Here is a 12,783-nt window from a genome sequence, read left to right as displayed (position 1 = left end):
GTCGTCCCTAGATCACGATGTAGGCCACTCGGTGATGGACTCTCCTTCACTCATGCACTCCGGCTTCGCGGAGATTGGTAAGCAGGCTGCGGCCTATGGCCTCTCCGAGCGGCGGCGGAACCGCGTTGCCGATGTGTCGCCCCAAGGTCGTCAGCGGCGCCGCTTCGCCGTCTGGTGTGAACCTATAGTCAACGGGAAAGCCTTGGAGAATGGCAGCCTCCCGCAGGGAGATGGTTCGGTTCTGTTCGGGGTGGCCGAAGCGGCCTGCTCCAAAGTTGTGGAAATAGGTCGTGATCGTCGGAGATGGTTTGTCCCAGCACATCCGGGCGTACACGTTCTTGAAGGCCGCTCCGCTGGTACGCCGATGACAAGGGGCCCGCAGGTCAACCGGCCAGTCGTGCCAAGTGCCTCCCGGCTCCGACGCAGCCATTCTTTGGCGGTTGAGTGCCGACAAGCCGCGGCTGCGGTGTACCGGGTCGGCCTCGTGAGTGTCGCCAGCTTCGAGTGACGGCAGATTCCCGATCGCTTGCTTGACGGTTCTAGCAGGACGGTCGCGTCGCGCCCCCTCCGGCACTACAGCTGCACTGATCCGCGATGCGACGAGCACGAGGCGGCGGCGATCTTGTGCGAGCCCGTAGTCGGTACACCTGCAGATGCGGTAGTCAACGGAATAGCCCAGACGGTCAAGCATCGTCACAAAGTCCCCAAAGACGGCCTTGCCCTGGATACGAGGGACATTCTCGGTGGTGACGAATTCCGGTTGTGTCTCCTCGACAAGTCGGCCCAGCTCGCGCAAGAGCGCCCACCGGTCGTCGCTCGACGGACACACGTTCTTGCGATATGACGAAAAAGGCTGGCATGGCGCGCATCCGGCCAGAAGCCTCGTCGCACCCTCAGGCCACAGAGCGGACAGCTCTTCAGCCGTCACGTCACACACGTCTCGCTCGATGAACTTCGCACCGGTCACGTTGGCCTCGAAGGGATAGCGGCAGGATCCGTCCACATCGAGACCTGCTACGACATCGACTCCTGCAGCGGCTAGGCCAAAAGAAAGGCCACCAAGCCCGCAGAAGACGTCAACCGCCGCGATGCTGTCGCGGCCAGACGCATCGGGGCCGACGCTGTGCACCGTCTGCGGTTCCGGGCGGATCCGGCTCGTTGTCCCGCCTCCCATGTCCATTAGCAGCCCCCTCGTACCTCGGCTCGACTACCAACAGCCTCTGCGTTCTACGCCAAGGATGCCAGCGCCTCGCTCGATTCGAGCCAGTTTGGAGGCGGAACCATGATCTGCTCCATTTCTGAGGGCTCGAACTTGGTCAGACCGCCCGCATACGTGCGGCCCCCGGCCACGGTGGCGCGCTCGCCCAGTGACTTGGTCAGCCTGCTCAGCGCTTCGTCCGACAAGAAGTCAATTGGGTATATGCCGTGCACCGCGTTGATGTTTCTGGCTGCGATGAGGTTGCGCACGAACGTCGGCGGGCGCCGCGCCATGTAGGTGGCGAGAATCGGCGCCGGGTCACGCAACTTGACTGACCACCACGGCTTGCGGTGGCGAGCGATGTAACCGCTCGCAGCGCCCGCTTGTCGAGCCGAACTCAGGAACTGCTTGACCAGCTCTCGACCGTCTGCATCCAAGACATCCAGGTCTTCTGGCAGATCGATCACTGCCCTGAGATGGCCGTCGTCCCGTAAGGCGTCGGAGCCAAGATTGATAAGTTCAGAAGCTCTCGTCACGGCGGGGAACAGCACCGAGGTCGGCAATCGCGGGTCGTCCTGTTGTGTAACCCACGTCGAGTTCGCGCCGGTGACCGCTCCCCGGTGCACTCGACAGAACTCGCCGAGCGGAACGAACTCCCGCGGCACGCTGACCTTGGGCTCCAAGAGCGAAGACCAGCGACGCGCCGTGCGCAGCCTCTCACGGCTGAACCTCCTGCCACCCTGCAGGCATCGCAAGTCCTCCATTCGCTTGATCTTGCGCACGCGAACGCCGCGCTGCGAGTCGCCCACCTCAAACGCAGTGACGGCTGCGGTGGTCGCGGCGTCCGCGAATGCTTGGCTTCGGGCATCAAGTACATGAATGGACAGGCCGCCCAACGGCCCGGCCATCAGATCGCGTGCGAGCTGTCCGTAGCCCACGTCAAGCCATTCAGATGAGGTGACGAAGACGCCGTAATCGCCCGCTCGCGCGTGATGTGCCGTTGCGAGGAGGAAGTGGACATGCAATCCCGCGAGCGCTGACGCCTTCAAGCCGAGCTCCGCAGAACGTTCTCGCAGCCATGCCTTCCACTCGGGCGCGATGTCGTGGTGACGCACATAGGGGGGGTTGCCGATGAAGGCCGTCGGGCCGGGGCCAGGCTCCAGTGCCAACGTGCGATAGTCGGCCGTGTGCATCTCCGACCGCTCATCGAAACCCAGGACGGTCAGGTTCGCGCGCGCTGCGAGTGATGCGAGTGGGTCGATTTCGACCGCTACGAGCCGAGCTTCCGGTAGGAGTCGGCCTGCCGCAACCAAGAACCTTGCGGAGCCGGCACCGGGATCTACCACCCGAGACGCGCGCTTGTGATTCGCGAGCCATTCCGACATCGGCCCGATCAGCGATGCAGGCGTATACGTCGCGCCCAACTTGCGCCGCTGTGCCGCAGGCCGAAGAGATGCGAACGCCGTGCCGAGCGGGTCCTCTCCTTGCCGGATCGCTGACGCAACCTGCTCGATCACAGCCTGCGCAGGTGACTGACTCGTTCTCGCAATAAGCCTCTGCTCGGCACGGCTCACGTCCTTGAGATGCCCGGCACCGGCGAGCGCCCACGCAATCGCGCACAATTGCTGCTCGTCGACGATGCCGCCGGTCGGGCCGTCATCGAGTACCGCTTCCGGCAAGGTCAAGGCCATCTGCTGGCATGTTCGCATACGACACCTCCGAGTCCGTGGCGCGCCCATCTCGCCCGCTGGACCAGCATGATTTCGGGGTGTGACAACAATCGTTCGTCGCGCGTCGCTCGTCCATTCGGCGACTGGCGGCAATACTCCGGAACTGCAGCTCGGCTTCAGGTGAACAAGCCGGATTACCGGCGCGGCGAGCGACGCGAAGGAACACGAGGTGCCGATATGACAGCTGACGAGCGCTTGGCGACGATCCGGGCGATCCATGACTCGCCGCTGCGAATCGTGCTGTCGGTGACGGGAGGCGGGATGCTGGCGGTCAGCGACCTGCTGACGGTACCGGGCGGCTCGCGCACGATCCTCGAGGCCGGCGTGCCGTACTCGGTGAAATCGCTGTATGAGCTGATGGGCTCAGAGCTAGAGCCGCACGTGTCCGATGAGGCCGCGCTGGCCATGGCCGACGGCTGCCTGGCCCGGGCGCAGTACTTGGTGTCGACGCCTAGGCCGGGCGCCGAGCCGTGGCCTCTGGCGGGCATCTCATGCACCGCGGCGCTGGTCACCGACCCGCCTCGGCGCGGAGAAGATCGGGCACACATCGCGGCGGTCAGCGACAGCGGTGTGCGTGTCGCCCGCAAGATCACCTATTCGACCCAAGATCGGATCGAGCAGGACCGCGAGACCTCCGACGCAGTGCTGGCTCTCGTCGCCGAGATCGCCGCCGGCTGACGATCCTCGGATTCGCTTGGCGGGGTCGGTACCGGCTCAGCGAAACAGCACATCCCTGACGCGGCTGCAACACACATAGCAGACAGACTCTTCCGAACCCGGTGCAATACACGCCTGCCAGGGAACCTTCAACCCACCCCCAGCCCACAAAAGGACGAAGAGCCCCATGCTCGTCGGTCTGCGTGCGCCAACGGGCAGCTTGTCAGCAGCGCCTGCTGGGGCCAGTGTCTCGGTCTGAAGCGATGATCTGCTGCCGTTGTGCTGGCGAGCCCACGACTCCGCCATCGCTGCATAGACCCCGCAGCCACGCGATGACCATCTGGACGCCATCGTTCGACAGGCCATTCACGCGATAGTTGCGTATGCCTGCGAAATGCCGTTCGCCAAGGCATGCGATCTCGAATGGCAGATCGATCGACTCGTCGCCGTAGTAGACGAACTCTGTCGCCACAAGGACCCTGTCGACGCGGAGATCGTTGCCCATATGGTCTGAGCAATGGAAGCAGGCCTCCTGCAACCAGCTGCCGTCAGGGGCACGGCGGTAGACGTTGTCTCCGCAAGTTTCCTCGTAGCGGGAGCTGCATATGGGCTTCTTAGCTGCGAACCTCGGATCGCCCCAATACTCCTCGAACGTCATGGTCTCGGCAACGCGCATGGCGTACACGAGCTGCCCCGAGCGTCCCCTGCTAGCGCTCCCGAATCCTGCGACCCAGTCGCCGACCTGCGCGTGCTCACGCACCCGCGGCTTGCAGGTCGCCAAGGTGCAGTAGCCGCCGTAGGGGTTAGGAGCAAACCCAGAATCGAACGTGAGGGTGTAGCGGTACAGCTTCATCGCCGCGGCCTTCCCGCACCCAGCACCCGCACTCGGCGGTTGCCTTGCGCTTCGGCGAGGCAGCATAGAGTCGCAGAGCTGGTGCTTCCGCGGCGCAGGTCCGCGGCGGGGCGGCTCAGCGGAACAGGCCGTCGCCGATGCCCTCGGCGATCTCCTCTGGCGAGTAGCCGGCATCGGCCCAGACGTCGAAGTTGTGCTCGCCAAGGTATGCGGGGCTGAGATGTCGGGGCGTCCAACGCCGGCCGTTCCACAGCCCTGCGAACGCGTCGACGGTCCGCTCGCCGAAGACCGCATGGTCAACCGGCTGCCAGAAGCCCCGGTCGGCGTGCTGGGGATCGTCGGCATACAGCTGGTGTGAGCTCTGCACGGGGCCCGCCGGCACACCGGCACCCTGCAGGGCATCGGCTGCTTCGGCTGCGGTGCGGCCGGCGGCCCACTCCCCCAGCACGGCATCGATCATCGTCCTGCGGTCCCGGCGGGCCGCCTCGGTGACGAGCGACGGATCGTCGAGCCGGGGATCGTCGAGCAGGCCGACGAGCCCGAGCCACTGCGCCGGCTCGGTCACTGTCACCGCCACGAAACCGTCGCCCGTCGCGTACACCTCGTTGGGCACATGGTCGGCTATGCCGTCGCGGTTGCCTGCGGGACGGGGCGGCAACACCCCGGCCGATTGGCGGATAATCGCGGCGCCGATCGCGTAGGTGCCCACTTCGAGCTGCGCCATGTCGATGCGCTGCCCCTCCCCGGTGCGCTCGCGGGCGTACAGCGCGCCGACAGTCGAGACCGCCGCAGCGAATCCGGCCAGGTGGTCATTGAGCGAGAAGCCCGGGCCTACGTCACCGCGGTCGGCGAAGTTGGTCAGGTGGGTGATGCCGCATACCGCATGCACCGTCGGCGCGTACGAGATGACATGCCGCCACGGCCCGTCGTGGCCGCAGCCCGACATCGTCACGTACACGAGCCGCGGGTTCCACTCATGCACGGTTTCCCAGTCGAGGCCCCACGAGTCGAGCACGCCGGCGCTGAAGTTCTCGATGAGCACATCGCACGTCTCGATCAGCCGCCGCGCTGCCGCAAGGGCGTCGGGATGCTTCATGTCGAGCGTGGCGCTGCGCTTGGAGCGGTTCCACACGAAGTAGTAGGGGAAGTCCGGCGAGTTGACGAGGGTGGATCGCTCCTCGCTCTGGATGCGGATCACGTCGGCGCCGAGGTCGCCGAGCAGCTTCGTGGCCGACGGCCCGGCCAGCACCCAGGTGAAGTCGGCCACACGGATGCCGTCGAGCGGGCGCCGGGCGCCTTCGTTCCCGGTCGACACTGCCCCAGACAGGCTGCCAGTGCCGCCATTGCGAGCCTCGGTTGGCGGTGCCGCCCACGACGCGAGCACCTCGTCGAGCGGCGTGTCGATGCTGGCCGGCGGACTCGGCGGGACCGTGCCCGAGCGGCCGGCGTCGCTCCAGCGAACCAGCCGGCTCGGCACTCGCACCGGGCCCGGCTGGCCAGATGCAGCTCGGTCGGGCACTCGCGAGCCGTTCGCAGCCGCCGCGCCGGGCGGCAGGACGTCGGCGAAGAACCCACGATGCGCGAACTGCGGGTTCGCGCAGACTTCGGCGATGTCGAGCACACCGCCGAAGGCCACGTGCCGCTCTTGCGCTTCCCACCAGACCTCGTGCGCATCCTGCGGAGCGATCCAGCGCCGGACGGCATCCATGACCTCAACGACGTCGAGCAGCATGTCGGCCGGATCGACGCCAAGCCATCGCTTCACCTCGCGGCCGGATTCGTCAGGACCGACCTCGATCATCCACTCGAACAGCAGATCCGGCGTCGGCGTGGGCGTGATCATGACGTAACCGCCGTCGCCGCCCCGGCACTGCGCGAGGTCGTATGCGCCCAGCCAGTGCAGGGCGCCCTGGCGCGGGGCCACCTTGGGCAGCGGCAGCAGGTCGTCGAAGAAGTACTGCATGAACAGGTTCTCGATCGAACCGGTGACCGTCTCGTGGATGGACAGGTCGAGGTGTGCGCCGCGGCCCGTCGAGCGGGCCGACAATGCCGCCGCAACGCCTGAGGTCGCCGCCACGAAACCCGCGTAGTTGTACGCCTGGCGGCCCCACACGTTGAGCGGGCGGTCGGCGAGGCCCGTCAACGCCATCATCCCGCCCATCGCAGCGGCCACCAGGTCCGAGCCGAGCCAATGCGCCCGCGGGCCTGTGCGCCCGAATGGCGTGATCGACACCTGCACCAGCGCCGGGTTGACTGCGCTGATGTCGGGGTAGTCGATGCCCGCTTCGGCCAGCCGGCCAGGGCGCTCGGTCTCCACGACCACGTCGGCCGCGAGAGCCAATCGACGGTAAGCGTCTTGACCCTCAGGGGTGCTCAGGTCCACCGGGCAGCGGCGCTTGCCGCCGTCGTACCACCAGTCGGCGACCCCGCCGAGCGCTGCTGCAGCCGGATCGGCCAGCGGCAGGCCCGGCGCTCCGGTGCCGACTCTCACCACGTCGGCACCCATCTCGGTCAGCAGCTTCGTCGCGAACCGGCCTGCGTCTCCAGTCAGGTCAACGACACGCAGTCCCGACAGCGCCCCGTGGACTGTCGAGGAGTCGCGGCTGCGAGGCTTGGCGGGCCGATTCATGACGGCCCGAAGCTAGCCCCGGCGCGCACATCAGCCCATGGTGAGTCGGGCCCCTGCAGGCCGCCCGCTAGTCGAACGAAGCCGCCATGAAGTTGCGGTAGAGCTGCTCGGCGTCGGCAGCGAAGCCGACCATGGCGCGGTCGGCGTCGGCAGCGAGCGCGTCCAGCGAGCCGGGGCCGAGCGTCGACTCCAGGGCGTCGCGGTAGGCGTCGATGGCTCCCCAGTTGCGCACTGTGTCGTCCTCCACCTCGACGTGGTACTGCATCGACCACGCCCGTGGGCCGACCCGCATCGCCTGCACCCGGCACTCAGGCGAGCTGGCCAGAACGACCGCATCGTCGGGCGGCTGCGCCACCTGCACTGAGTGCCACTGCAGCGCGTGCTGGCGGTCGCTCATCTGGCGGAAGATCGGGTCGCTGCGGCCCTCTGGCGTGAGATCGACGGCCAGCACGCCGATCTCGGGCGGGCGCTGGGGCCCGCAGGTTCCACCCAGCGCGTCGGCCAGCAGCTGGTGCCCCAGGCACAGCCCCAGGAACGGCCGCTGCAGCTCGCGCACCCAGCGGCGGATGGCACGCTTCTCGGGCACCAGCCAGGGGCAGTCCTCCACGTCCCATACGTCCATCGGGCCGCCCATCACCCACATGGCGTCGTAGTCCTCAAGCGGCGGGATGGGCTCGCCCTCGTCGAGCTCCACCGCGGTCCACTCCACGCCGTCGGAACGCAGGAAGTCGCGCAGCCGGCCGGGATGCTCGCAGTCGATGTGCTGAAGGACGAGGAGCCGCATCGCCCCCGTTGCTACCACGTTGGCGATCGCGGTCGGTCAGGGGCGATTAGCCGGGGGTGGTGCAGAGCCCGGCGAGACTGCCGATCGCAGTGTCACGCCGGGGCTGGCGAACCTCGTGCTCGTCGTAGCCGTTGGTGGTGTAGCCGAGCGACAGGCCGGTGGCCGGGTCGCCCCAGGCGAGCTGCCCGCCGGCGCCGTTGTGGCCGAAGGCCATCGGCGACACGGTCCGGCCCAGCCCGCGCATGTTCGACAGGCCGTCGTCGCCCGCCAGGAACAGCCCGATCGAGCGGTTGGCGGGCATGCCCATCGGGTCGGGCATCGTGTTGCGGACCTCGCCGGTGCCGGTGGCCAGCATCTCGGGGTCCCACAGGTCGTCGGGGTTGTGCAGCAGGCCTTGGTAGAAGAGCGCCAGGTCGACCGCGGTGCCGAATCCCCCGCCGCCGGGCACGCCCACCTCGCGCACCGTCGGCTCGTTGAAGCGCAGGATTGCCTCGTTGGTGACCTCGGTCATGGGCAGTTCCCGCACGCCGAACGTCGCCTCGAGCTCGTCGGGCGTGGCCGGCTCGCCCACCAGGATCAGCTCCGCAATGCCGTCCTGGTCGTCGGGTGCCAAGCCCAGCAGGCGGGGCAGCCCGAGCGGGCCGGTGACACGGTCGTGCACTTCGTCGCGGAAGTCGTTGCCGGTGACTGCGTTGATGATCTCGGCCAGCACCCAGTGCGCCGACGTCGGGTGGTACTCGTACCGGGTGCCTGGCTCCCAGTTGAGCCGCCAGTTCGCCATGGCGACCAGCCGCGACTCCGACGTGTCCCACTGCGGCGGCTTCAGCGGAGCGTGCGGAAAACCCGACGTGTGCAGCATCACCTGCTCCACCGTGATCTGGTCCTTGCCGTTCTCGCCGAATGTCGGCACGTAGCTGGCTGCTGTGGCGTCGAGCTCCACCACCCCTTCGCTGATGAGCTGCCACATCGTGGAGGCCACGAACGGCTTGGTAGCCGAGAAGATGCAGTAGCGGGTCTCGTCGGTGGCATCGCCGTAGGTGGCCTGCGCAACGATCTCGCCTTCGAATCCGACAGCCACCTGGCAGCTCGGCAGGAGACCCGATTCCACCTCGCGCTTGCAGCGGTCGAGCAGCGCATCGATGCGGGACGGTTGGACAGTGGGTGCAGCGTCAGTTGTTGTGCTCACGGCCTTGGCCTAGCACCCGCGGCTACCGTCTCGCTCCACAAGAGCGGGCCAGAGGCTGAGCCGGCAGGCGAAGCCGTGGCCCGAGCGGCCCGTGAGCGCCAGCGAACAAGAGCGGGCAAAACTGAGGGGGACCCAATGAGCGACAGCACACCGGCCAACGGCAAGATCGAGTTCGGGCTGGCAATTCGTCGCAGCGACGACATCGCGGGGGCCGCGCGTGAGATCGAAGCGCTCGGCTACGACTACGCCACCACCGGCGAGCACGTCTTCTTCCACGTGCCCACCTCGAACGGCTTCATCTCGCTGGCGGTGGCAGCGGGCGCCACCACCACGCTCAAGCTGATGACGTCGATCACGCTCATCCCGCTCTACCCGGCGGCGCTGTGCGCAAAGCTCGCGGCCTCGCTCGACGTGGCCTCCGGCGGGCGCTTCCACCTCGGCGTGGGCGTGGGCGGCGAGATGCCGTCGGAGTTCGAGGCCTGCGGGGTGCCGGTGCGCGAGCGTGGCGCTCGCACCAATGAGGCGCTCGACATCATGCGGCGGTTGTTCACCGAAGACGACGTCACGTTCGAGGGCCGCTTCAACACCTTGAACGGCGTCACGCTTGCTCCCAAGCCGGCATCGCCGCCGCCGGTGTGGGTCTCGGGGCGCCAGGACGCCGCGTGGCGGCGGGCAGCCCGCTACGGCGACGGCTGGCTGCCGTACATGTACACGCCCGAGCGGCTCGCGCAGTCGATCGAGGCCATCGCCGGCTACCGGGAGGAGGAGGGCAACCCGACTCCGGTGGAGCCCGGCCTGTTCGTGTTCTTCTGCTGTCACGAAGACAACGACACGGCCATCGAATACGCCGCCGAGCGGCTGTCCAAGCAGTACGCGCAGGACTTCTCCCAGCTCGTCCACAAATTCGCCATCGCCGGCGATCCCGACCGCTGCGAAGCGCGGCTGCGCGAGTACATCGACGCCGGTGCGCGCACTGTCGTATTGAGCGCTGCCTCGCCGATGAGCTATATCGAAGAAAGCGAACGGTTCTGGGCAGCGGAGGTGCTTCCACGCTTCCGCGAGGGGCAGGCCTAGTCGCCGGAAGGGACCCGATGTCGGCAAAGCGATTTTTCGAGACGACGCTGGCAGCGGAGCGCATCGACGAGACGAGCGCTTCGGGAGCGTGGCCGAACCGGCTGCTCGACGACCGGATCGACAGGTGGACTGCCGAGCGGGCCGGCGAGCCGGTCATCACCGATCGCTTCGGCACCATGACCTGGGGCGAGCTCGGCGACGACGTGGACGCCGTCAGCAAGGGCTTGCTGGAGATCGGCGTGCGTCCCGGCACGGTCGTCCAGCTGCAGCTGCCGAATTGGCGCCATTTCGTGGTGACGGCGGTGGCGTGCGACCGCATCGGAGCAGTGGTGAATCCGGTGGCACCGATCTTCCGGCACAACGAGCTCACGGTGATGAGCGAACTCGGCCGGCCGATGGTGGTGGTGACCGCCGACAGCTACCGGGGCTTCAAGCTCGCCGAGATGCACGCGGAGCTGCGCGAGCAATGCGAATGGGTCACCGAGCTGGTGGTTGTGCCCGGACCGGAAGTCCTGCAGTCGGATGCGAGCGAGGACGAGTCGTGGCTGCCGGAGGGCGCGATCACCTGGGAGGACCTGGTCGAGGAAGGCCGGTTCTCCTCCTACGACCGCGCCGCGGTCGACCTGTGCCGGCCGGGACCCGACGACGTGTGCGAGATGATGTTCACCTCGGGCACCACCGGCCTGCCCAAGGGCGTCATGCACACCCACAACATCCTGTCGGTGGCCGTCGATGCCTTCCTCGACACGGTGTGCGAGGGGCTCGAGCCGCATCCCGGAGCCGGGGCGCCGCAGGCGTACGTCACCCACATGGCCTCCACCCTGGGCCACCAAACCGGCTACCTCTACGGGATGCGGCTGCCGCTCTACACGGGCGGCCACGTCGTCATGCAGGACGTGTGGGATCCGGTGGAGTTCGTGGGGCTCATCGGCAAGCACCGGATCCAGCTGTCGATGGGTGCGACGCCGTTCCTGGCCGATGTGCTCAACGTGGACGATCTGGCCGGCTACGACCTCTCCACGTGGCAGCGATTCCTGTGTGCGGGCGCAGCGATCCCTCGCCCGGTGCTCGAACGTGCGCTCGAGTTGCTGCCCGATTGCGTGGTGATGCCGGGCTGGGGCATGACCGAAACCGGCCTGCTGACCGTGGGCCGGCCCAGCGACCCGCTCGAGCGCCGGCTGACCGACGGCCGAGCCGTGGACGACAACGAAGTGAGGGTGATCGACGAAGCCGGCCAGGCAGTGACCGACGCCGAAGGCGACCTGCAGTGCCGTGGCAGCGCGCTGTTCGCCGGCTACATGGCCGGGCGGGAGTTCACGGAGCAGTTCTGGACAGACGGCTGGTTCGACACGGGCGACCGTGCGGTCATGAACAGCGACGGATACATCAGCATTGCGGGCCGTACGAAGGACTTGGTGATCCGCGGCGGCGAGAACGTCCCGGTCAAGGAAGTCGAAGACGTCCTGCTGCGGCACCCCGCCGTGGGTGTGGCCGCAATCGTCGCCAAGCCTCATGAACGACTCGGCGAGATCGGCTGCGCGTTCGTTCAAGCCATCGGCGAGGCGCCGACCTTGGCGGAGCTCACAGAGTTTCTCGACGACCAGCAGGTGACACGGCAGTTCTGGCCCGAGGAACTCGTCATCGTCGACGAGTTCCCGATGACGCCGAGCGGCAAGATCCAGAAGTACCGGCTGCGAGAACGCTTCGACTAACTGCGTCGCTGTATCTGATGGTTCCGACGCTCAAGAGCGTCGGAACAGCAGCTGGAACTCCATGATTCCGTGGTCTTCGGCGGACAGGACGATGGGCACCTGCGGCACCGCCACGTCGAAGTCGGCGAAGGTGATCTCGACCGAGCCGACGACGGCGATGAGGCTGCCGACGAGCTGGGCTTCGATGTCGATGGTCACTGGCTGGGTGATGCCGTTGACCGTCAGGTCGCCCGATGCCATGAGGCTGATGGACTCGCCGAGTTCCACGGCGCCCTCGATGTGCAATTCCTCGCTGAGCGAGAACGTGGCCGTGGGGTGCTGAGAGGTGCCCAGCGCTCGCTGGACCGCGCCGTCGCGGCGGCTGTCGTCGGTGCGCAGCGTGGTCAGGTCGACCTCGATCTCCACGGAGGTCACCGATTCCTCGGCGATCACCAACGTGCCGCTGACATCGCCGGTGCGGCCTACGGCGGTGAATGCGCCGATGCGCGCCAGCTCCTCGTCAACGCGGAAGCCAGCGAACGAGCCGGTGGCGTCCTCCAAGGTGAATTCCCCGGTCTCGGCATCCACCGCCCACGTGCCGTCAAGTTCAGCGGTGGCCATTGCGACGCCGTCGGAGGCTGTGTCGTCATCGGTGCCGCTGTCGCCGCCGGTTGCGTCGGCCGCGCCGTCGCCCGTATCGCCGTCGCCCGCATCGCCTGTCTCGCTGCTGTCCTCGGCGTCCTGCGCAGCGTCGTCGCCTTGCCGGGCATCGCTGCCGGTGTCCGGCGTGGCCGGTTCCGCCTCGGCCTCTGCTTGCGCCTGTTCGGCGACTTCGACCGCTCCGGCCAGGCTGACCTCTTCGGGGGCGTCGCCGAGCACCCGCCAGACGCCGACGGCCGCTGCGGCCGCGACGATCACGATCAGTACGACCACCGTCACAACCGTCCGGCGCCGGGGGCTCATGGCGGCTCACGGTAGCTT

At 67.5% G+C, this 12,783-nt stretch carries 10 protein-coding genes; 3 read left to right on the top strand and 7 right to left on the bottom strand.

The features are described 5' to 3' along the window. Positions 1-46 precede the first annotated feature (46 nt). Positions 47-1,180, bottom strand: a complete 1,134-nt coding sequence (locus ACOQPE_RS07540) for a DNA cytosine methyltransferase (RefSeq protein WP_420611206.1) — start codon at positions 1,178-1,180, stop codon at positions 47-49. A 47-nt stretch (positions 1,181-1,227) separates the two neighbouring features. Then, on the bottom strand, positions 1,228-2,889 hold the full coding sequence (locus ACOQPE_RS07535; RefSeq protein WP_420611205.1) for an N-6 DNA methylase: 1,662 nt from the start codon (positions 2,887-2,889) through the stop codon (positions 1,228-1,230). 216 nt (positions 2,890-3,105) lie between these two features. On the opposite strand from ACOQPE_RS07535, the gene ACOQPE_RS07530 reads away from it, so the two are divergent. Beyond that, positions 3,106-3,606, top strand: a complete 501-nt coding sequence (locus tag ACOQPE_RS07530; RefSeq protein WP_420611204.1) for a hypothetical protein — start codon at positions 3,106-3,108, stop codon at positions 3,604-3,606. A 202-nt stretch (positions 3,607-3,808) separates the two neighbouring features. Here the strand turns inward: ACOQPE_RS07530 and ACOQPE_RS07525 are convergent, their stop codons facing one another. The 4 genes from ACOQPE_RS07525 to ACOQPE_RS07510 form a co-directional block, all read right to left on the bottom strand. Beyond that, positions 3,809-4,438, bottom strand: a complete 630-nt coding sequence (locus ACOQPE_RS07525) for a hypothetical protein (protein WP_420611203.1) — start codon at positions 4,436-4,438, stop codon at positions 3,809-3,811. A gap of 115 nt (positions 4,439-4,553) precedes the next feature. Beyond that, positions 4,554-7,067, bottom strand: a complete 2,514-nt coding sequence (locus ACOQPE_RS07520) for a CoA transferase (RefSeq protein ID WP_420611202.1) — start codon at positions 7,065-7,067, stop codon at positions 4,554-4,556. A 67-nt stretch (positions 7,068-7,134) separates the two neighbouring features. Continuing rightward, entirely contained in the window at positions 7,135-7,851 is a 717-nt protein-coding gene (locus tag ACOQPE_RS07515) for a type 1 glutamine amidotransferase (RefSeq protein ID WP_420611201.1), read from the bottom strand. 46 nt (positions 7,852-7,897) lie between these two features. Next, positions 7,898-9,037, bottom strand: a complete 1,140-nt coding sequence (locus ACOQPE_RS07510; protein WP_420611200.1) for a serine hydrolase domain-containing protein — start codon at positions 9,035-9,037, stop codon at positions 7,898-7,900. A gap of 135 nt (positions 9,038-9,172) precedes the next feature. Here ACOQPE_RS07510 and ACOQPE_RS07505 point away from each other — a divergent pair, with 135 nt between their 5' ends. Continuing rightward, positions 9,173-10,111, top strand: a complete 939-nt coding sequence (locus ACOQPE_RS07505) for an LLM class flavin-dependent oxidoreductase (RefSeq protein WP_420611199.1) — start codon at positions 9,173-9,175, stop codon at positions 10,109-10,111. A 17-nt stretch (positions 10,112-10,128) separates the two neighbouring features. Beyond that, on the top strand, positions 10,129-11,823 hold the full coding sequence (locus ACOQPE_RS07500; RefSeq protein ID WP_420611198.1) for an AMP-binding protein: 1,695 nt from the start codon (positions 10,129-10,131) through the stop codon (positions 11,821-11,823). 30 nt (positions 11,824-11,853) lie between these two features. Here ACOQPE_RS07500 and ACOQPE_RS07495 read toward each other — a convergent pair whose 3' ends face one another. Then, entirely contained in the window at positions 11,854-12,765 is a 912-nt protein-coding gene (locus ACOQPE_RS07495) for a YceI family protein (protein ID WP_420611197.1), read from the bottom strand. Positions 12,766-12,783 lie beyond the last annotated feature (18 nt).

It is taken from the genome of Candidatus Poriferisodalis sp. (assembly GCF_965219595.1).
Taxonomy (GTDB): domain Bacteria; phylum Actinomycetota; class Acidimicrobiia; order Acidimicrobiales; family Poriferisodalaceae; genus Poriferisodalis.
The sequence above is the reverse complement of the archived record's forward strand: the minus strand, read 5'-3'. Positions and strand labels throughout refer to the sequence as shown.